This window comes from Mycobacterium sp. ML4 (assembly GCF_054515735.1).
This window is the reverse complement of the sequence record NZ_JBTNSY010000001.1, coordinates 89489-110591: the sequence shown is the minus strand read 5'-3', so window position 1 is coordinate 110591 and position 21103 is coordinate 89489. Positions and strand designations below refer to the sequence as shown.

The 21103-nt window shown below is 68.3% G+C and carries 14 protein-coding genes; 11 read left to right on the top strand and 3 right to left on the bottom strand.

Annotated elements, in window-relative coordinates:
• Nucleotides 1–23 precede the first annotated feature (23 nt).
• Genes ACX9NE_RS00445 through eccA form a run of 5 tightly spaced genes read left to right on the top strand, consistent with a single transcriptional unit; the run spans nucleotide 24 to nucleotide 7555 of the window.
• Nucleotides 24–1052 carry an AAA family ATPase gene (locus ACX9NE_RS00445; RefSeq protein WP_459360267.1) on the top strand — a complete coding sequence of 343 codons (1029 nt, stop codon included), beginning with the start codon at nucleotides 24–26 and terminating at the stop codon, nucleotides 1050–1052.
• Complete coding sequence (gene eccD, locus ACX9NE_RS00440; RefSeq protein WP_459360268.1) at nucleotides 1052–2533, top strand: type VII secretion integral membrane protein EccD; 1482 nt, start codon at nucleotides 1052–1054, stop codon at nucleotides 2531–2533. The genes ACX9NE_RS00445 and eccD (ACX9NE_RS00440) overlap by 1 nt, the downstream gene beginning before the upstream one ends.
• Nucleotides 2530–4173, top strand: a complete 1644-nt coding sequence (gene mycP / locus ACX9NE_RS00435; protein ID WP_459360269.1) for a type VII secretion-associated serine protease mycosin — start codon at nucleotides 2530–2532, stop codon at nucleotides 4171–4173. Before eccD (ACX9NE_RS00440) ends, mycP (ACX9NE_RS00435) begins: the two co-directional genes overlap by 4 nt.
• Nucleotides 4170–5708 (top strand): type VII secretion protein EccE, encoded by a 1539-nt coding sequence (gene eccE, locus ACX9NE_RS00430; protein WP_459360270.1) that lies wholly within the window; start codon nucleotides 4170–4172, stop codon nucleotides 5706–5708. The genes mycP (ACX9NE_RS00435) and eccE (ACX9NE_RS00430) overlap by 4 nt, the downstream gene beginning before the upstream one ends.
• Nucleotides 5705–7555 carry a type VII secretion AAA-ATPase EccA gene (gene eccA, locus ACX9NE_RS00425; RefSeq protein ID WP_459360271.1) on the top strand — a complete coding sequence of 617 codons (1851 nt, stop codon included), beginning with the start codon at nucleotides 5705–5707 and terminating at the stop codon, nucleotides 7553–7555. The genes eccE (ACX9NE_RS00430) and eccA overlap by 4 nt, the downstream gene beginning before the upstream one ends.
• Here the strand turns inward: eccA and ACX9NE_RS00420 are convergent.
• On the bottom strand, nucleotides 7542–8717 hold the full coding sequence (locus ACX9NE_RS00420; protein ID WP_459360272.1) for a thiolase family protein: 1176 nt from the start codon (nucleotides 8715–8717) through the stop codon (nucleotides 7542–7544). The genes eccA and ACX9NE_RS00420 overlap by 14 nt on opposite strands.
• Nucleotides 8718–9353: 636 nt before the next feature.
• On the opposite strand from ACX9NE_RS00420, the gene mycP (ACX9NE_RS00415) reads away from it, so the two are divergent.
• The 6 genes from mycP (ACX9NE_RS00415) to ACX9NE_RS00390 all read left to right on the top strand — a co-directional run bounded on the left by mycP (ACX9NE_RS00415) (nucleotide 9354) and on the right by ACX9NE_RS00390 (nucleotide 17374).
• Nucleotides 9354–10709 (top strand): type VII secretion-associated serine protease mycosin, encoded by a 1356-nt coding sequence (mycP, locus tag ACX9NE_RS00415; protein ID WP_459360273.1) that lies wholly within the window; start codon nucleotides 9354–9356, stop codon nucleotides 10707–10709.
• Nucleotides 10706–12094, top strand: coding sequence for a type VII secretion protein EccE (gene eccE, locus ACX9NE_RS00410; protein WP_459360274.1), 1389 nt, complete (start codon nucleotides 10706–10708; stop codon nucleotides 12092–12094). Before mycP (ACX9NE_RS00415) ends, eccE (ACX9NE_RS00410) begins: the two co-directional genes overlap by 4 nt.
• Before the next feature lie 80 nt (nucleotides 12095–12174).
• The gene (espB, locus tag ACX9NE_RS00405; RefSeq protein WP_459360275.1) at nucleotides 12175–13560 is read left to right on the top strand and encodes an EspB family ESX-1 secretion system-associated protein; all 1386 of its coding nucleotides are present in this window, start codon (nucleotides 12175–12177) and stop codon (nucleotides 13558–13560) included.
• Nucleotides 13560–13904: a YbaB/EbfC family nucleoid-associated protein gene (locus ACX9NE_RS00400; protein ID WP_459360276.1), complete on the top strand. Its 345-nt coding sequence runs from the start codon at nucleotides 13560–13562 to the stop codon at nucleotides 13902–13904. Before espB ends, ACX9NE_RS00400 begins: the two co-directional genes overlap by 1 nt.
• A 265-nt stretch (nucleotides 13905–14169) precedes the next feature.
• Nucleotides 14170–16461 (top strand): DUF1542 domain-containing protein, encoded by a 2292-nt coding sequence (locus ACX9NE_RS00395; RefSeq protein WP_459360277.1) that lies wholly within the window; start codon nucleotides 14170–14172, stop codon nucleotides 16459–16461.
• A gap of 97 nt (nucleotides 16462–16558) precedes the next feature.
• Nucleotides 16559–17374 carry a hypothetical protein gene (locus tag ACX9NE_RS00390; protein ID WP_459360278.1) on the top strand — a complete coding sequence of 272 codons (816 nt, stop codon included), beginning with the start codon at nucleotides 16559–16561 and terminating at the stop codon, nucleotides 17372–17374.
• Between the two features lie 5 nt (nucleotides 17375–17379).
• Here the strand turns inward: ACX9NE_RS00390 and eccD (ACX9NE_RS00385) are convergent, their stop codons facing one another.
• Nucleotides 17380–18927, bottom strand: a complete 1548-nt coding sequence (gene eccD / locus ACX9NE_RS00385; protein ID WP_459360279.1) for a type VII secretion integral membrane protein EccD — start codon at nucleotides 18925–18927, stop codon at nucleotides 17380–17382.
• Nucleotides 18924–21074 (bottom strand): MinD/ParA family ATP-binding protein, encoded by a 2151-nt coding sequence (locus tag ACX9NE_RS00380; RefSeq protein WP_459360280.1) that lies wholly within the window; start codon nucleotides 21072–21074, stop codon nucleotides 18924–18926. The genes eccD (ACX9NE_RS00385) and ACX9NE_RS00380 overlap by 4 nt, the downstream gene beginning before the upstream one ends.
• Nucleotides 21075–21103 lie beyond the last annotated feature (29 nt).

Here is a 21103-nt window from a genome sequence, read left to right as displayed (position 1 = left end):
TATCAAGTGTTAGCAGTCGCACCGTGACGAATTCGTGGACCACAGGCCCCAGTGCCGCGGACCAGACCGCGGCTCGCCCGCGGGAGGACTCCGGCGGGCGATACCAGCAGCAAGAATCCGTGTCCGGCACCCTACGGATCTCCGATATGGTGGCGCCGCGCAAGATTCCGCCGGGATCGGGCTGGCGCAAGCTCCTGTACGCCGTGTCCTTTCAGACCATCAACCTCGGCGAGTCCCCGGCCGAACGTCATTACCGCGAATTGCGGGCACGGATCCGGCGCCACATCCGCAAGCAGTACGTGATCGGAGTGACCTCAGGCAAAGGCGGAGTCGGCAAGACCACCATGACCGCCTGCATCGGCGGAGTGTTCCGGGAATGCCGGCCGGACAACGTCGTCGCCATCGACGCGGCACCGGGATTCGGTACGCTGGCCGGGCGGATCGACGAATCTCCGCCCGGTGACTATTCGGCGGTCCTGAACGACACCGACGTTCAGGGCTACGCCGACATCCGGGAACATCTGGGGCAGAACAGCATTGGCCTTGATGTGCTGGCCGGCAACCGGGCTTCGGACCAACCGCGGCCACTGGTGCCCTCGATGTTCACCGGAGTGTTGTCGCGGCTGCGCCGCACCCACACGGTCATCGTGGTGGACACGTCGGACGACCTCGAGCACCCAGTGATGAAGGCGGTGCTCGACGCGTGTGACGCACTGGTTTTCGTTTCGGGTCTGACAGCAGACACGTCGCTGCCGGTGACCCGCGCGATCGATCTGCTTCGCTCGATGGGCTATCACGAACTGGTGTCCCGCAGCACCGTCGTGCTCAACGACAGCCGCAACAAGTACGACCCGGACGCGCGTAAGTACCTCACCGAACGCTTCCGGCAATCCGGAGCGACCGTCGAATTCATGCCCTACGACCCGTATCTGGCCAAGGGCGGCATCATCGACACCCGTCATGAACTGAAGAAGGCAACGCGGTTGCGGGCGTTCGAGATCACCGCGGCGCTGGCCGATAAGTACATTCCGGATGCCGACAGGCCACGCTGATGGCGAAGGTCTCGTTCCCGGCGCGCTGCGCGGTCGCGGTGGTCTGCGGTGATCACCTGCTTTCGCAGGTTTACCCGGCGTCGGTTCCGATCGAGGTGTTCATCGACAACGCTGTCGAACTCCTCAACGACGAGCTCAAGCGCCGTGGCCTCAGCGGGCTGGAAGCCGGTGTCGGCTACGAACTGCACAAAGCCAACGGTGTGCGCCTGGATGTGACCAAAACACTGGATGAACTCGGCGTCGAGGACGGCGCGACGCTGACTCTGGTACCCGCGATCGAAGGAGACTCTTTCGAACCGGAATACGAGTCGTTGTCGACCGGGCTGGCGCGGGTGGGCAAGAAACTCTTCGAACCGGTCACGGTGCAAACCGCCGCTCGTACCGCCCTGGCCATCGTCGCCGCCGTCGTGATCACGGTGCTGGGACTTGCTGTGCGCCAACGTTTATCGACCGACACACTGATGCCTACCGTCGTCACCGGTGGTGTCGGCCTGCTCACTGCCGCAGGGGTAGTCGTGGTGTGGCGGTGGTGGCCGCACCGCACCGACATGCTGGACGCATTGGCATGGCTGGGCGCACCGCTGATCGCGGCGAGCCTGGGTGCCGGTGCCCCGGGTCGGCTGGGATCGGCCCATGTCGTGATCGCCGTGTTGGCCGCGGCCGTGATGATCTGGACAATCACTGCGTTCACGGGACGACATGCCGATGTGGCGGCGGCGGTGGTGACGTTGTGCGCACTGAGCGGAACGGTTGCCGCGGTGCGGATGTGGTGGCCCGTTCCGGCCCAGTGGCTGGGGATGTGCACCCTGGTCGCCTTGCTGTTCGTGCTGACCTCGGCCCCGACGGTGGCGCTCTGGGTGGCGCGGATCCGGCCCCCCTACTTCGGCTCCATCACCGGCCGGGACCTGTTCCGGCGCAGCGCCGGACTCCCGGCCGACGCGGTCGCTCCGGTGAGTGAAGCCGTCGATGATGACGTGACTTCCGACACCACGCCGCGGGGCGCGCAGATCGCCACGGCTGCGATACGCGCCAACAGCGTGCTCACCGGAATCTGTGCCGGCGCCGCGGCGGCGCTGCCGGTCGCGGTGTGGTCGTCGCTGATGCCGGGTCGCGATCGCGATACCGCGGCCGCGGTACTCGCCGCGCTGTTCGTCGTGATCTTCATCAGTCGCGGCCGGGCGTACGCAGACAAGCGCCAAGCCGTTGCGCTCGTGTCCGGTGCCGCCGCGGCGACCTGTGCCGGTGTCGTGAAATACGTTGTCCACGAGCCGGCTTCCTCGGGTCAGGCGCTGGTGAATGGAACGCTGCTGCTGGTCGCATTCGCCGGCGCCGGACTGTTGGCTGCGTTGCTCGTTCCGGTCACCAGGTTCACTCCACTGGTTCGGATGGCCGCGGAATGGCTTGAGATCGCGGCGATCATCGCCGCGCTTCCGTTGGCCGCCTGGATCGGCGGGCTGTTCACCTGGGTGCGCATGCGATGAGCCGGACAGCCGCTGTGGTACAGCGAATGTGTGCGCTTGTGCTGGTGGGCTCGATCGTCGGCCTGTTGGCGAGTTATCCGATCGCCCAAGCGGTTCCGCCGCCGACCATCGACCCGGCGCGGGTACCCGCCGACGGCAGACCCGCGTCCGATCAACCGATGCGGCAGAGCAACATGTGCGCACGCACGATCACCGTGGCCGATCCCAACGTGTCAGTCACGGCTCCGGGGTTCACGATGCTCAACATCAGCAAGGCCTGGCAGTATTCGACGGGCAACGGGGTGCCGGTGGCGATCATCGACACCGGTATCAATCCGAGCCCCCGGTTGCGGGTGGTTGCCGGCGGCGACTACATCATGGGTGGCGACGGCCTGACCGACTGCGATGCGCACGGCACCATCGTGGCTTCGGTGATCGGCGCCGCACCGCAGGGAAGCCCCATGCCGGTGCCGATGCCCAGCGCCCCGGCGTTTCCGCCACCGGCCGCGCCGCCGGCCGTCGATGGGGCGCCGCCTCCGCCAGGCGGGCCGCCGCCGCCGCCCGCGCCCCCGCCACCGCCCACCCCCGTAACGGTGACCGAGACCAAACCGGCGCCGCCACCTCCGCCCGCCGATGAACCGTCCAACGCACCGGGTGATCCCGGCACCGGAGGGACCGACATTGCCGAGGTCCCCGGTCCGCCTCCGGGCGCACCGGACGGTGTCGTGGGCGTCGCACCGCACGCGGTGGTCATTTCCGTCCGCCAGTCGTCACGGGCGTACGAGCCGATCAATCCCGGACCCGGCGACATGGAGGTCCGGAAGAAGGCCGGTTCCATCGCCACCCTGGCCAGCGCCATCGTGCACGCGGCCAACATAGGCGCCAAAGTGATCAACATCAGCGTCACCTCGTGCGTGCCCGCCGCCGACCCCTTGGACCAGGCCGCCATCGGCGCCGCGGTGTGGTACGCCGCCACTGTCAAGGATGCGGTGATCGTGGCTGCCGCGGGCAACGACAGCGAAGACGGCTGTTCCCAGAATCCTTCGTTCGACCCCCTGGACCCGTCCGATCCCCGCGACTGGCATCAGGTGAAAACGGTGTCATCGCCATCGTGGTTCTCCGACTTTGTGCTCTCAGTCGGGGCAGTCGACAACACGGGTGCGGCCATCGCCAAGAGTCTGGCCGGACCCTGGGTGGCGGTGGCGGCCCCCGGCGTCGGGATCATGGGCCTGTCGCCGCAATCCGGCGGGCCCGTCAACGCCTATCCTCCGATCCGGCCCGGGGAGAAGAACATGCCGATCTGGGGCACCAGCTTCTCGGCCGCCTATGTCAGCGGGGTCGCGGCGCTGGTGCGTGCCAAGTATCCCCGGTTGTCCGCGCACCAGATCATCAACCGGATCGTGCAGACGGCGCACAATCCACCACGCGGAGTCGACAACCAGGTCGGTTACGGCGTGGTGGATCCGGTGGCGGCGCTGACCTTCGATGTGCCTGCAGGCGAACGACTTCCACCTGCGGCACACAGCCGGATCATCACGCCGGCCGCGCCGCCGCCGATGCCGGACCACCGCGCTCGCAACGTTGCGATGATCTTCACCGGGATCGTCGTTGTCGTCGTGGTGGGCGGCGCGCTGATCGCGCGGGCGCGGCGGGGGCGATGACGGACGGGCACCGGCGCACGGTCATCGTCGCCATCTTTCTCACCACCCTGGCTGGTTATGCTATCGGTGGAACTCTTTGTGCGGCTGCGGGATTGGTGCTGGCGACAGTCATCGCCGTCGTTCCCTGGCGACGTCAGACGCCCTGGTCGTGGTTCTCCCTGTGGTGGCGGCGCAAACGGGTGATCCACCTGATCGAGCCATGTGTGGTGGCCAACGACCGCGCCGGCGGGGGAGTCCGCTTCCAGGACGGGATCGCGGTCGCCGCGGTGCAACTGCTCGGCAAGGCCCATGCTCCGACCCTCTTCACCGGATCGACGTCGACACACACCGAGAATGCGCTCGAGATAGCCGATCTGGTGCCGTTGCTGCGGCAGAGCCTCGGGTTGCGGGTGGGGTCGCTCAGCATCGTCAGCAGCGGAGCGCGACGACGACCGACCGGCGACTATCCCCGGGTATACGACACCCTCATCGGAACCCCGCCCTACGCCGGGCAGCGTGAAACCTGGCTTGTGCTTCGCGTCTCGGCACTGGACAACGTCGAGGCGCTGCGCTCCCGGAGCTCGATCGGGACGACGACGCTGGCTGCCGCGCAGCGGATCGCCGCCGCAATGCGTCAAGCCGGAATCCGCGCGAGGGTGGCAACCGCCACGGACATCGTCGAATTGGAGCGCCGATTGGGGGTTTCGGCGCTGCAGGTGCTCAATCGCCGTTGGCGATCGGTGCGCGGGGAAGGGGGCTGGCTGACTACCTACTGGTACCGTCCCGCCGACATCAGCACCGAGAACCTGGCGCAGGCGTGGGCGATTCGCGCCGACGGAATCACACAGAATGTCACCCTGTTCGGCGACGGGAATGTCACAGCCACCGTGACTGTGCGCAATGCGCAACCCCCGACCGCCCCACCGAGCGTGCTGTGGCAGACCCTACCCGGCGAACAAGCCGCGGCCCTTGCGGCCAACTTGTGCGGTCCTTTGCCGCGGCTGCGTGGTATTCGCCGCGGGCCGATGGCGGGTCCGCTGGTCGTCCCGATCGGACCCTCGGGTGTGCTACTTGGCAAAGTGGACGCCGGCAATCGGATGATGCTGCCGCTGGATGACCCCGGCGAGTTCACCCGTGTGCATATCGCCGCGGACGACGCGCTGGCCAAGCGCATCGTGGTCCGGCTGGCCGGCGCAGGCGAGCGGATCACCGTGCACACCCGCAGCGCCCAGCGCTGGGCCAGTGTTCGGACACCGGAGATTGCGGTCACCGAGCTGGCCCGGCCGATGGCCGGAACCACGATCAGTGTCGTGGACGGCACGGTGACACCGGCACCGCGCCCGAATACCGTTGTTTCCGTCGGCGAACCGGACACCGAAGCTCGGGGCACCGCGAATGTGCTGATCGCCCAGACCGGTCCGGCAACGGTGAGGGTAGCGGCCGCGGGCAAGGACTACTCGGTGGAGATCGAACTCTTCCGTGCCGAAAACCGTTATGTCTCCTTCGAGCCCACCAGCTTACGCAGCGGCGACTTGGCAGCGGCGGACTCGCCATGACGAGCAGTGCCGTGATCACCGCCGCGCGTAAGCGCTTCGATCACGCCATGACATTGCTGGACCGGGATCCCGCGGCGGCGGCCGAAAGATTCCGGGAGGCCACCGATATCGATCCGTCGATGGCCGACGCGTGGCTGGGCCGGATCGCCGGTGGCGACGAGTCGTTGACGACGGTCCAGCAGCTCTACACGTACGGGCCGCGGTTACACCGGGAAACCAACCGGCTCGGAGTGCGACTGTCGGCGCCCATCAAAGCCGGCCCCTACCTGTCGATTTCGGTGAGCGAGTCATCACACGCCGGGCTGGCCCTGGCCAGCGCGCTGATCGATGCGGGTCGGTACCACGAGGCCGACGTATTGCTGAAAAATCCAGCCCTGCTGGACAACTGGGAAAACTACCAATGGCAGCAACACATCGAGGCGTACCTGATGTTCGTCACACAGCGGTGGCCCGACGTCATCGCGGTCGCGGCGGCGGTCCTGCCACCACAAGCAATCATCATGTCGGCGGTCAGCGCCGCCACCTGTGCCCTGGCGGCGCATGCGGCCGCCCATCTCGGGCAGGCGCGGGTGGCACTCGAGTGGGCCGATCGGGTCGAGGTGCATAACGTGACCGGCCCACCACGGCAGGGCCGCAACGAAAACGCCACCACTGCAATTGATTCCGGAAACTTTCCACTGATCGCAGCAGATCTGGCCTACGTGCGGGGGATGGCGTACCGCCACCTCGGCGATGAACCGCAGGCACAGATGTGGTTGTCCAAAGCGACGATCAATGGGGCGTTGTTGGTTTCGGCGAAGCAGGCATTGACCGACACCACCCTGCGGCTGGTGATCTCTGACGAGGAGACGATCGGTACCCGGACAGACAAGTGGGACGTGAGCACCCAGCGGTCGGCTCAGCAGCGAACCGAAGCCGAACAGGAGCAACGGCGCAACCAGCTGCTGGAGGAGGGCCGTGCGCTGTTGAACAACCAAGTCGGGCTCGCCGAAGTCAAGCGCGCGGTCGCCGAGTTGGAGGATCAGATCGAGGTCCGGGCACTGCGACTCGCGGCCGGGTTGCCGGTGACCAACCAAACCAACCACATGCTGCTGGTCGGACCGCCTGGTACCGGCAAGACGACGACCGCCGAAGCGTTGGGCAAGATCTATGCGGGGCTGGGGATCGTGCGCCACCCCGAGATCATCGAAGTCAAGCGGGCCGACTTCTGCGGCGAGCACATCGGGGCCTCGGGACCCAAAACCAACGAACTGATCAGCCGTTCGCTGGGCCGGATCCTGTTCATGGACGAGTTCTACTCACTGGTGGAACGGCATCAGGACGGCCGGCCGGACATGATCGGCATGGAGGCGGTCAATCAACTGCTGGTGGCGCTAGAAGTGCACCGTTTCGACTTCTGCTTTATCGGAGCGGGGTATGAGAAGGAAGTCGACGAGTTTCTGACCGTGAACCCCGGCCTGGCCGGCAGGTTCAATCGCAAGCTGCGCTTCGAGTCGTACACGCCGGACGAACTGGTGGAAATTGCGGTGCGCTACGGCAGTCCGAGGGCGACGATCATCGATCCGAGTGCGGCTGAGTCGCTGACCGCGGCCTGCGCAACGCTACGGTCACATCGCGCACCCGACGGCAGGCACGGAATCGATCTGATGCAGAACGGACGATTCGCACGCAATGTTGTCGAACGGGCCGAGCGGCTGCGCGATTCCCGGGTGGCCGCTCAACACCGCAGCGCCAAAGGGTCGGTGACTGTCGAGGACCTGCAGACGTTACACAGTCAGGACGTGGTGGCCGCGGTACTGGAGGCGTGCGCGGAAAAGCATGTCTCGCTGGACATCACACCTCGATGACGACCGCCCCGCCCTGACCGCCGCCAGCGCACATCGCGGCCACACCGATCCCGCCGCCGCGCCGCATCAACTCGTAAGTCAGCGTGGTCACCATCCGCGCACCGGAGGCGGCGATGGGGTGGCCCAGGCTGCAGCCGCTGCCGGAGAAGTTGACCTTCTCCTCGTCGAGGCCGTACTCCCGGCACGCGGCGATAGGCACCGAGGCGAAGGCCTCGTTGATCTCCCACAGCGCCACGTCGCCGGGCGACAGGCCGGCCCGCTGCAGCACCTTGCCGATCACCTTCACCGCGCCCAGCCCGCAGTCGCGCGGTGCCACGCCCGCGGCGGCCCAGGCCCGGACCTTGCCCATCACGTGCAACCCCTCGGCGGCGGCATACTCGGCATCCACCAACGCAACTGCCGCGGCGGCGTCATTGGTGCCGCTGCTGTTGCCGGCGGTGATGGAGAAGCCCTCGATCTCGGGGTGCAGCACCTTCAGTCCGGCCAGCTTCTCCACCGTGGTGTTCCGGCGCGGGTGCTCGTCGACGGCGAACTCGGTGACCGACCCGTCGAACTGGGTGATCTTCAGCGGCAGGATCTCGTCGGCGAACTTGCCGGCGTCCTGCGCGCCGACCGCCCGCTGATGGGAGCGAGCCGCCCAGGCGTCCATCTCCTCGCGGGTGATGCCGACCGACTGCGCGGTGTTCCAGCCGACGGTGATCGACATGTCCTTGGCCGGGGCATCCGGCGTCTCGACATGCGTGGGCGGCATCCACCGCTCCTCGAACTTCAGCTCCGGGCCCGGGATGCGCCAGTTGGTCAGTGGCGTCATCGACAGCGACTGCACGCCCCCGGCGATGAGCACCCGCTCCATACCCGAGCCGATCTGCGCGGCGGCGTTGCCGATCGCGGTGAGGCTGCCCGCACAGTGTCGGTTCACCGACTGGCCGGGCACGTGCTCGAGACCGGTCGCGGTGGCCGCATAGCGGGCTAAATCACCTCCGCCGTAATGAGATTCGGCGAAAATGATGTCGTCGACGGCCGACGGGTCGACACCCGAGCGCCGCACCACCTCGGGCAGTACCGCCGTGATCAGCGTCTCGGGCGGGGTGTTGACGAGCGTGCCCTTGAAGGACCGGCCGATCGCCGTGCGGACGGCGCCAACGATTACGGGTGTGGGCATCTGCTAACCCTTCCTGGGGGATCGAGGCCTATCGTAGCAAGTACCGTATTTACAATAGTAAACAGAGGTGTAACGCTACCCATGGCCGCGGCCATAGCCGCTGAGGGGGCGCCCGGCCCCTTCTCATCCGGACGATGACGATCACCGACGACCACACCGAAAGGCAAACAGCTCGACACCCAGCCCGGGCGCTGCTGTGTCCGGTCGAACGGAAGAGTTCAACGCAGGTGTCAGTGGAATGCGTAGTGCTCGAGCCACATTGAGCCGGCTCGCGGGTGAGCGAGTGGACGCCGCCGTACACCATGAACGGGCCCGAGAAGATGAACCCGCCGCTGTCATCACTTCGCCATGAACCCCGCGAGCGCCGGCACCTCGAAACCATCGCCGGGCGACAGGAAATTGGTTGGCACGGAAACGGATTAGTGCCACAGCATCGAGGGAGGGCGGGAGAGGATACGGCGGTGCGCCCGACTGGGCATCGGACTTGTCGTGGCGGGTCCGCAAACGGCGTGGACGGGCACCCTATCCATCGCATAACGACGCGGCCCGAATAGCGCCGTTCACGCAGCCGTTACGTCTAAACTGCTGCCAGGGTTTGACACGCCGCACGAACTCAATGAATGGAGTGATTCGGGGGTGCACCGGATCTTGCTGATGACGGTGGCGCTGGCCGTCGCAACGGCACCGTTCACCGCGCCGCCGGCACTGGCAGTGACTCCGCCCCCGATCGATCCCGGTGCGTTGCCACCGGATGTCACCGGTCCCGACCAGCCCACCGAGCAACGCGTCCAGTGTTCGAGTCCCACGGTGCTGCCGGAGTCCAGCTTTCATGATGCGCCGTGGAGCAACGCCTACATCGGCGTCTCCGAGGCCCACAAGTTCGCCACCGGCGCCGGCGTGACGGTCGCCGTCATCGACACCGGGGTCAACGCCTCACCCCGCGTCCCGGCGGAGCCGGGCGGCGACTTCGTCGACCAGGCCGGCAACGGGTTGTCCGATTGCGACGCCCACGGCACGCTGACCGCGGCCATCATCGGCGGCCGGCCGGCTCCCACCGACGGCTACGTCGGCGTCGCGCCCGACGTGCGCCTGCTCTCCATCCGGCAAACCTCGGAGGCCTTCGAACCCGTCGGCGCACAATCGAATCCGAACGACCCCAACGCCACCCCGGCCGCCGGGTCGATCCGCAGCCTGGCCCGCGCGGTGGTGCACGCCGCCAACCTCGGCGCCGGCGTGATCAACATCAGCGAAGCCGCCTGCTACAAGGTGACTCGGCCCATCGACGAGGCGAGCCTGGGAGCGGCCATCGATTACGCCGTCAACGTCAAGAACGCGGTCGTGATCGTCGCGGCCGGCAACACCGGCGGGGACTGCGCTCAGAATCCGCCGCCCGACGCGGCCAACCCGGGCGACCCCCGCGGATGGAACAAGGTCCAGACCGTGGTCACCCCTGCGTGGTACGGCGACTCGGTGATCACCGTGGGCGGCATCGGCCAAACCGGTGTGCCCAGCACCTTCTCCATGCACGGCCCGTGGGTCAACCTGGCGGCCCCGGCGGAGAACATCGAATCGCTCGGTGAGCGCGGCGACCCGGTGAATGCCCTGCAGGGCAAGGAAGGACCGGTACCGATCGCGGGGACCTCCTTCGCCGCAGCCTACGTCTCCGGGGTGGCGGCCCTGGTGCGACAACGGTTCCCCGAGCTGACGCCGGTGCAGGTGATGCAACGGATCGAAGCCACGGCGCGACACCCCGGTGGCGGCGTGGACAACCTCGTGGGTTCGGGCACTGTGAACGCCCTGGCGGCCTTGACGTGGGACATCGCGCCCGGCCCGGCCACCATCCCGTACGACGTCCGCCGGATGCCGCCACCCGTGATGGCACCGGCACCCGACCGGCTGCCGATCACGGTGGTCACCCTCGCCGTCGGGGGGCTGCTGCTGGCGCTCGGCTTCGGGTCGCTGCTGGCCAGGGCGCTGAGGCGCCGGCGATGAGGAATCCGCTTCGGCTGAAGTTCAGTACCGGACACACGCTGGTGTGGGCGGTACTGGCGCCGGCGGTCATTTTGGTGTTCCTGCCGATGCGGCACTGGTGGGTGGGGATTGCGCTGGTGGCGGCGGGGGCCATCGTCGTGTTCGTCACGTTCTTCGGCCGGCGCGTGACCGGATGGGTGGCCACGGTGTTCGCCTGGCTGCGGCGTCGACGCAAGCCGCCGGACGTGCCGTCCGAGCCCGAAGTCGGGGCGACGGTGAAACCCGGCGACCACGTCGCGGTGAGGTGGCGCCGCAACACCTTGATCGCCGTCATCGAACTCAAGCCTCGGCCGTTCACGCCGACCGTGGTCGTCGACGGGCAGGCCCACACGGACGACGTGCTGGACACCAGGCTGCTGGAACACCTGCTGCAAGTGCACTGCCCCGACCTGGAGGCCGATATCGTATCTGCCGGGTTCCGGGTGGGCAGGACGGCGAGCCCCGAGGTGGTGAACCTCTATCAGCAGGTGATCGGCGCCGACCCGGCACCGGCCAACCGCCGCACGTGGATCATGCTGCGCGCCGATCCGGAACGCACCCGCAAGTCAGCACAACGCCGCGACAAAGGCGTCGCCGGCCTGGCCCGCTATCTGGTGGCTTCGGCAACCCGCATCGCCGACAACCTGGCCGGCCACGGCGTCGACGCGGTCTGCGGACGTAGCTTCGACGACTACGACCATGCCATCGACATCGGATTCGTGCGGGAGAAGTGGTCGATGATCAAGGGCCGTGACTCCTACACCGCGGCCTACACCGCGCCCGGCGGACCCGACCTGTGGTGGTCGGCGCGGGCCGACCACACCATCACCCGGGTGCGCATCGCGCCCGGCAGGGCGCCGCAGGCCACCGTGCTGCTCACTACGGCGGGCAAACCGAAGACGCCACGCGGCTTCTCCCGTCTCTTCGGCGGGCAGCGACCGGCGCTGACGGGCCAAAACCTGATCGCCGACCGGCATTGCCAGGTCCCCATCGGGCCGGCCGGCGTGCTGGTGGGCGAGACGGTGAACCGGTGTCCGGTGTATCTGCCGTTCGACGAGGTCGACGCCAGCTTGAACCTCGGCGACGCTCAGACGTTCACCCAGTTCGTGGTGCGCGCAGCGGCGGCCGGCGGGCACGTCATCCTGGGGCCGCATTTCGAGGAGTTCGCCCGGCTCGTCGGCGCTGCCGTAGGTCCGGTCGCCAAGGTGACATGGCCGAACGCGACGACCTATCTGGGTCCGCACCCGGGGGTGGAAAAAGTGGTGCTGCGCCACAACATGGTGAGCACACCGCGCCACCGCAAGTTGCCGATACGCCGCGTCTCGCCGCCGGAGGAGAGCCGTTTCCAGCTGGCACTGCCGAAATAGTGCGCATCCGAGATTTTTGGTGCAAGAACCTCGAACTTTAGCGACGATAATGGTTAGAGCATTAAGGAGGATGATCCGATATGACTCAGCCACAGACCGTGACGGTCGATCAGCAAGAGATTCTGGACCGGGCCAACGAGGTCGAGGCGCCGATGGGCGACCCGCCGACCGACGTTCCGGTCGCACCCTGTGCACTGACCTGCGCGACCAACGCGACCGAGCAGATCCGGCTGAACGCTGAGAACATGCGGACCTTCCTGGAGGCCGGTGCCCGCGAGCGGAGCCGCCTGGCGACCTCCCTGCGCAACGCGGCGAAGGCCTACGGCGACGTCGACGAGGAGGGCGCGGCCGCCCTCGACAACGATGGCGGTGAGGTGACCGGAGAATCCGCCGGCGGCGCCGGTGGCGACAGCTCGGCGGGCCTGCAGGACACCGAGCAGGTGGCGGCGGCGGGCGACGCGGGCTACACCGATCTGGAAACCGCGGCGAAGAAGATCGAGACCGGCGATCAGGGTTTGTCGCTCTACAACGTGTCCGACGCATGGAACAAGTTCAGCTTCGCACTGCAAGGAGATGTCAAGCGGTTCCGAATCTTTCAGAAGTGGGAAGGCGACGCCGCCACCGCGTGCGAAGAGTCGCTGGAGCAGCAGCGCCAATGGATTGTCTACATGTCGGAGAATGCGACGGCGCTGGCCCAGCAGGCCTACTTCATGGCGAAGCTGCAGGATTACGCCAAACGCGCCCACCCCTCGTCAGCGGACATCGCGGCACTGAAAAAGATGGTCGCGGATGGCAACAAAGAAGCCATCAAGGTGTACGCCGAATACCAGCAGACTTCGGAGAAGGTGCTGGAGGAATACGACACCAAATCCGCACAAGTCAAGGCGTTCAACCTGAAGAAGCCGCCGCCAGCCATCAAGATTGACCCGCCACCGCCCGCGCAGACACCGGGCCTCATCCCCCCCCAGGTGATGCAGGCGGCGGCCATGGCCGGCGGCGGTTCGGGCTCCGGGATGCAGGCTCCAATGATGTCGCCCATGGGTGGCGCCGGTACCGGAGGCGGCATGCCGGCTGGTGTGGGCGCAGAGCTGGCCGCGGCACGTGACGCCGCCGCGAACCTGCCCAAAGAGCCTGGTATGAAACCGATGTCGTTGGGCGGCGGTGGAGGCGGCGGTGGTATGCCGTCGATGCCGCTGGCACCGGCAACCGGTGGCATCGAGGGCGAATCGATGCGGCCGGCGGGTGCCGGCGACCTCGGCGCCGCAGGTGCGGCCGGCGCGGCCGGCCGCGGCGCTGCGGCCGGCGGCGGCATGGGAATGCCGATGGGTGGTCACGGTCAGGGTGGGGGAGGCTCCAAATCCAAGGGCGCGCAACAGGATGAGGAAGCGCTCTACACCGAGGACAGGGCGTGGACCGAGGCCGTTATCGGTCAGCGCCGCCGGCAGGACATGAAGGAGTCGAAATAATGGACATGGATATGGACCCGCATGTCGCGGCGGCGTTGGCGCTGGCGGCGCGGTTTCAGCAGGCGCTGGAAGGCACGCTGAACCAGATGAACAGCGGGAACTTCCGTGGCGAGGACGAAGCCGCAACTGTGGAAGTCAACATCAACGGCCACCAGTGGCTCACCGGTGTGCGTATCAACGAAGGTCTGATCAAGGAACTGGGCGCCGAGGTGGTCGGTGCCCGGATCAACGAGGCCCTGCAGAACGCGCAACAGGCGGCGACTCAGTACAACTCCGCCGCCGGTGAGCAGCTCACCGCTGCGCTCGAGGCCATGACCAAGGCCGCCAGCAACAACCGCGGCTGACCACAGCATCGAGCGGAACTCATCCGGCGGTGTGCCTGCTGGATGGATCGCGCCCTAATTGCGGAATTATTCGTGGTGCGCACCCGAGAGTTTATCGAGCGAAATCTGAGATCGTTATGAGTATGCCGCAATCGCATCGGCACCGCGAAATTGCCGCAGCTGGCAGGCTTTAAGCTCGGTTAGGCTTGGTAACCATGACGTTCGGGTGGCACCGAGCGGGGCCGGATTCCCTCCGGCTCCCCGACGCCCGGTAGGAGAGTAGGCAATGGGCATTCCACGACCGACTGGCGAATATGCCGGTCAGATGCTGGAGGGCGGCTGGCCCGAGGCTGACGAGGACGCCTTCTACGACCGGGCCCAGGCGTTCAACGGGATGCTGCACCAGGTCGCCGACGTGATGGATTCCGCCCGGCACCAGCAGGTCGAGGTATTTCAGGGCGGCGTCTGGTCCGGCGGTGCCGCCAACGCCGCGAACGGCGCGTTGGGCGCGAATCTGAACGAAATCAGCACGCTGCAGGATTATCTCGCGACCGTCATTACCTGGCACCAGCACATCGGTGATTTGCTGGTGCAGGCGAAATCGGAAATCGGAAACAATGTCGACGGCGCACACCGGGAAATCTCCATTCTGGAGAACGACACCGAGCTGGAACCCGAGGAGCGTCAAAACGCAATCAATTCCCTGGTGCGGGCCACCCAGCAGGCCAATGCCAGTTTGATCGCCGAAACGACCCAGCAGGTGCTGGAATCCAGGAATTGGAAGCCGCCGCACAACGCGCTCGAGGATCTGCTGCATCAGGTCGCGCCGCCGACCCCGGAGGTGCCGACGCTCGTCGTGCCCACACCGGCAAGGCCGACCCCGGTCGGTCCGGCCCCAACGCCGTTCGAGCCCGTACCGGCCAACCCGTACAACCCGGTGACCCCCGGCGCGCCGTCGAAGCCGGTGACGCCGCGGCCGTTCGAGCCCGTGCCCGCCAACCCGTACAACCCGCTCAATCCCGGCATACCATTCAACCCGCTGGACCCGACCACTCCCGGCACGCCGGTGTCCCCACTCAACCCGTCCATCCCGGCCGCCCCGGTCAATCCGTCCACGCCCGGGACCCCGATCAGCCCGATCACGCCGGTCAAGCCGAAGCCGGACGACAAGCCGGTCACCCCGGTCGCGCCGGCACCGGCGCCGGCCCCGGTGACCCCCGCTCCTGCGCCGGCCCCGGCGAACCCGGCGCCCGGTACCGGCCCGGCCCCCACACCGGTCGGTCCGCCGTCGCCCGACGCGCCGTCGCTGCCCACCGACCCCAGCACGCCGTCGACCCCGTTCACCCCGTCCACCGACACCCCGCACGTCAAGCCGGCGGCGGCGGCGGAGGCGCCCACTCACCCCGGTCAGGCGACCGGTTCGGGCTCCTCGCATCGCAGCGACGACGGGTCGCCGGCCATGGCACCGGCGGCGGCCACCGGCATTCCGCCGGCCGCCGCCCGCGGCTCCTCGGCCGGCCTGGGAGGCGGCGGCGCCTCCTCAGGCGCCGGCCCCGCCGGTGGTGCGGCCGCCGCACCCGGCGCCGGGTCGCGTGCCGCGGGCGGCCGGGCACCGCTGGGCGCGGCGGGTAGGGCCCCTGCCGGCGCGACACCGCGTCCGGTCTCGGCGCGCACCGCGCCGCCGGCGCGTCCGGCTGCGCCAGAGCGCAGCGATGACGCGCAGAAGGAGAAGAGCCCGCCCGCGGACGACGTGACGGTGTTGCCGTCCGTGCCGATCTCGGCAGCGCGCGCGGCACGCGACGCGGTGGCCGCGGCGTCGGCGCGCGGCGCCAAGAAGGACCCGCTGCGGCTGGCGCGGCGCGTCGCCGCCGCACTGAACGCCAGCGACAGCGGCGGTGAAGACGACTACGGTTTCTTCTGGATCACCGCGGTCACCACCGACGGCGAGATCGTGGTGGCAAACAGCTATGGACTGGCCTACATCCCGGAGGGCGTCGAACTACCCGCCAAGGTTCACATGGCCAGCGCCGACCGCAACGTCCCCGCCGATGAGAAGGCCGGCTGCGCCACCTACCCGGTGCTCGCGATACAGGGCTGGGCCGCGTTCCACGACCTCAAGCTGCGCGCGGTGATCGGCACCGCGGAGCAGCTGGCGAACTCCGACCCCGGCGTGCCCAAGGTCATCCTCGAAGAGGACGACATTCCGGACAGCGGCAAGATGGTCGGCCGGTCCCGGCTCGAGGTGGTCGATCCCTCGGCCGCGGCTCAGCTGCAAGAGACCGACGACTTGCACCTGGTGGACCTGTTGCCGCCGGCGCCGGTGGACGCCAAGGCACCCGACGACGAGCGGCACATGCTGTGGTTCGACGTGATGACGCCGATGACCAGCACGGCGACCGGCCGTGAAGTCGCGCACCTGCGGGCGTTCCATGCCTACGCCGCACACAGCCGGGATCTCGCGCTGCACCAGGCCTACGCCGCCGCCGATCCGGCGGCCCAACGTCCGGCGGTCGTCGACTTCCTGTACTGGCGTTTCATCGCCGGACTGCTCGACAGCGCGCTGACCGAGAAGCCGTAACCTGCTCGCCGGCAAACCTGCGCGAATTGCCGCGCGGGGGGCCGCAGCGGCGAGGGTAAGATTTTCCCGATGGGAAACGTACAGAAGGGACGCTGTGATGGCGGAACCGCTAGCCGTTGACCCGGCCCGCCTGATCGCCGCGGCAAGCAAACTCACCGAGCTCGTCTTTCCGACGCCGCCGGCCCCGATGGCCGTGACGGGATCGGACTCGGTCTCGGCCGCGATCAACCAGACCATCTCCAGCATCGAATCGCTCGTCACTGACGGGCTGCCCGGCGTCACCGCCTCGCTGAAGCGCACCGCAACCAGCATGGGCACCGCGGCCGACATCTACGCCAAGGCTGATCAGTCGTTGGGTCAGGCACTGTCGCAGTACGGGTTCGCTGCGGGCGGTCAATCGCTGAGCGCCACTGTCACAGGAGCCATGACGGGTCAGTCCAGCGGGCTGCTCGGCGCAGGCTCCGGTGCTGGTGCGGGTGCGGCGGCCGCGATGCTGGGCGGGCCGGCCGGCGCGGCACAACAGTTGCTGGGTACGGCCACAGCCGGCGCGGCGGCGCAGGTGGCTAATGTCGGCGCGCAGGCTCAGGCGATGTCGCCGCAGATCGCAGCGACCGTTCCGCAGTTGATTCAGCTCGCGCCGCTGGCTCAGCAGATGGCGCCGATGGGCCAGCAGGTCGGCCAGAGTGTGCAGCAAGCCGCCTCGCAGGCGGGCCAGAGCGGCGGTGCCCCGGCGCAGCTCGCCAGTGACACCAAGCCGGCGGATGAGGACAAGAAGGACGACGACGGCAAGGACGAGGCGGACGGTCAGCCGGTCGACGGTGCGGCGGCCGGCAACGCGACCTTGGTCAGCGCACCCGTCGAAACCGCGGGCGGGGGCACGCAACCGGCGGGTTCGGTCGCGGCACCGATCTAGAAAAATTAGAACCGCAGATTACGGACCATGTCGTAGACGCCGGTGATCCACAGCAGCAACGGGATGATCGACGCCACCACCGCACCGTCAACCAGTTCCAAAATGCGCTTCATCACCGGTGACAGCCGGCGGAGCGACGCCATCGCGCCGTACAGGGTCAGGGCGACCACCACCAGCACGAGGTAGCCGGTCAGGATAAGCCAAGCCCAGTTCGGATACCACAGGCTCAGCCGGACGGCCAGGCCCGTCGGAATCGTGACCGCCGCGGTCAGCAACGCCCAGGCGCACCAACGATCGACGTAGAGGCGCGACCGGAACCCGCAGAGCACGGTGAGCAGGCCGCCGACCACCAGACTGTGCACGAAGAAGTGACCGTGCACGACGACCGCGATCGCACCAATGGCCAGAATCAACGCGCCCGCGGTCACGTACCCGACCAGTAGTTGCTTGGCCAGTTTGCTGCGCTCGGTCAGCCGGGCCGCCGATGCGGGCACCGACGCGATGATCGCCTGCCAGGTCGGAGTTTCATCGCTGGCGGCGTCGGCCATAGCGGGGTCGGCGGTCACCGGGTCGAGCAGTTCCTCGTTGTCGACGGTCTCACCGGGGACGGGAATGGGAGGCAGCGCGATTCGGGCCACCGCCACGGTCAACTTCGCCGCGGTCGTGATGACGAACAGCCCGAACGCGATCGCACCGGCCGGCACCCAGTCCTTGAAGCCGTACCCGGTGGCGACGGCGGTGGCGACCACCGCGATCATCGCGACCACGAGGAACGACGCCACCTCATGACGCTGCCGCGGACCGCCACGGACCGCCAGCGTCAGGAACAGCACCGCTGCCGCCGCAGCGGCGAGCTGAGGCGCTCCGAGCGAAGTGGCTCCTCGCGGCAGTGGTATGGCGATGGCCGCCGCGGCGGCAAGTAACGGGTAGGCCGCGATGAGCAGGCATTCCGACAGCTCGGCCCTGGAGTAGAACCGCTTCGCAACGAACGAGGCCATCAGGGCCGCGGCCCCCACCACCGCAAGCGCCACCGCCCAGTACCAGTTCCGCCCGGTGACCCACCACGCACGCAGGGCGATGGCGGTGATCGGCAGCGTCAGAATCGGGATCCCCACGGCGATGAAACGATCGACCGCCGAGCGATCGAATTCCGGGGACTCGTCCAGCACCGCGATCGCGTCGATGACGTCCTCGACCAGAGGCCGGTACCGCTCGGTCCGGCTCGCCGACACCAGCGTCAGCAACGAGCCGTCAACCACCCCGGCCTCTTCGAGCGACTGGTCGAGCTTGAGCGGCGGTGAGCCGGGGCGGGCGAAGGTCCACACGCCCTGGGCGGCGAAGTCGAAACCCGCCAGCACCTCCTGCGGGGTGTCTTCCAGCAGGTCGGCCAGCACCGATACGGTCTCGTCGATGTAGGTGGCCATCGGCGTTCCCGCCGGCAGCACCAGGTCGGTCATCCGTCTACCGGTCAGGATTGTCACCCGCGTGGTGGCGGGACGGGCGGGGGCAGTCCCCGTGGCGGCAGAGCCGGCAGCAACAGCAGGTGCGCTCAACGACGTCCAGCCCTTTCAAAATCGTCGGACAAAGCCGCGGCCAGCTCGAGCACCCGCCGCTTGTAGACGGGGCCGAGCCGGTCGAGCTGAATCTCAGTTCCCTCTGCGATGTGCCTGTCCCAGGGCAGCAGCACGACGCGGTTCGGTTGGACCAGCTGTTGGAACTGTCTCACCAACTGCTTCTCCGCGACGTTGGTTTCACCAACCGCGACGTGATTGACGACCACCACGACGCGGCTCAGCAGGTCCTGGTAACCGTTGTTACGCAACCACTCCAGGGCGCTCTCGGCCTGGCGCGCACTGTCCAGCGACACGTTGGTCACGATCACGATCGCCGAGGCCGTCTCCAGAACGCCGCGGGTCACCGGGTCGAACAGACCGGGCCCGCAGTCGGCCAGCACCAGGTTGTAGAACTTCGAAACGGTGTCCACCGCGAACCGGAGGTCCTCACCGCTGAGCCCGCGCTGAGCGGTGGTGTACTCGGCGGTGGGCAGGATCTCGAGATTGTGCGCACTGACGCTGGTGTGCGCCCGCACGTCGTTGTAGTGCGACAGATTCTTGTCGGCGATCAGATCCGCGATGGATGACGAAGAGGTGCGACCGGCGCGTTCGGCGAGGTTGCCGCATCCGGGGTCGGCGTCAAGTACCAGGATCCGGTCGCCGCGCACCTGGGCCAGCATGGTACCCAGGGTGACTGTCGTCGTCGTCTTGCCGACGCCGCCTTTGAGTCCGAGCATGCCGATCTGATAGGAGCCGCGCGGTTTGCGGCTGACCCGCTCACGCAGCTCCAGTTCGTACTTCTCGTCGCGGGACAGACCGGCGTTGATGCGCGTCAGTGTGTACAGCACGCGCCGCCAGCCGCGATGCGGCACGGGTTTGGTGCCCTTCGAGGGCGTCGGCCGCTGCTCATAATCCGCGGCCGGGCTGACCGGCGCAGGTTCGGCGGCGGGCGCCGGCATCAGGGTTCCGGGAGCGCGGGCCCACGGCGGTGGCGCGGCCGTCGGCGATCGATTCGCGGGTGGTGCCTGCGGGGAATGGACAGGAATCGGACCCGACGGTGCTCGCCGCTTGCCGCCCTGAGACGGCGGCGGCGACGATTGTCCGGTGGGTGTTCGCCTCGTGGGGGAATCCGGTGGCATGGGGACCCGGAAGTAGGGGCCGGCGTCGGGATCGACCTCGCCGGAGTCCGGGTCGGGCAGGTAGCGGTGACCCCGCCGGGCCCGATGTGATGGCGGGGGCGCCTCGGCCTGCGGTCGTGCCGGCGGCGGGCCGGGCTGCTGCTTGTTTGCGCCGAGCCGGACCCGACGGTTGGCGTCGGGCTGGGCCGGCGGTGCCTCGCCGGCATTCGGCTGCGGCGGTCCGTTGCCGGGTACCGGACCCGGCGGCCGCTCGCGCGGCGCCGGCGGAGGGGGCGGCGGTGCCGGGGGCGGTTGGTGCGCGGCCGGCCGCGGTGCCGGCGGCGGTTCGGGAGGCGGCGGTGGAGGTTCCGGCGGTGCCGGGGGCGGTTGGTGCGCGGCCGGCCGCGGTGCCGGCGGCGGTTCGGGAGGCGGCGGTGGAGGTTCCGGAGGCGGGCCGCCGATCGGCATCGGCGGCCTCGGTGGTGCCGACCGCGGCTCGCCGGAAGGCTGCGGACCCGCCGCCGGCGGCGGTCCGGCCACGGGCATCGGTGGCCGGGGTGGTTTGCCTGCGGCAGTCGGCTCGGAAGCCGCCGGCGCCGGCTCGGCAACCTCAGCAGGCGGTGCGACCGGCTCGGGGGCGGGGGGTTCGGGCGGTGCCGGGGGCGGGCCGCCGATCGGCATCGGCGGTCGCGACGACCTCGGCCCTGCCCCCGCAGGCCCGGTCACCGGAGCGGCTACCGGCGGCGGCTCGAACGCGGCCGGCGGCGGTTCGGGCGGTTCGGGAGATGCTTCGCTCACCGGCATCGGGGGCAGGTCCGGCGGTGGGGCATGGGCGGGCTCCGCCGCAGCGCTCGGCGGCGACGGGGAGGCCGGCGGCGACCAATCGACCGCAGGCACGCCTGCACCACCATTGCCCGAAGGCGCTGTGGTAACGGACGCATTCGGGTCGAAGAAAGTCGCGCCCGCGTCGTCGTCGGACGAATCGAAATCCTCAGCCGGCCGAAAGAGCTTGTCATAGTCGGCCGGCATGAGAACCTCTCTGAAGGTCGTCACAGTAG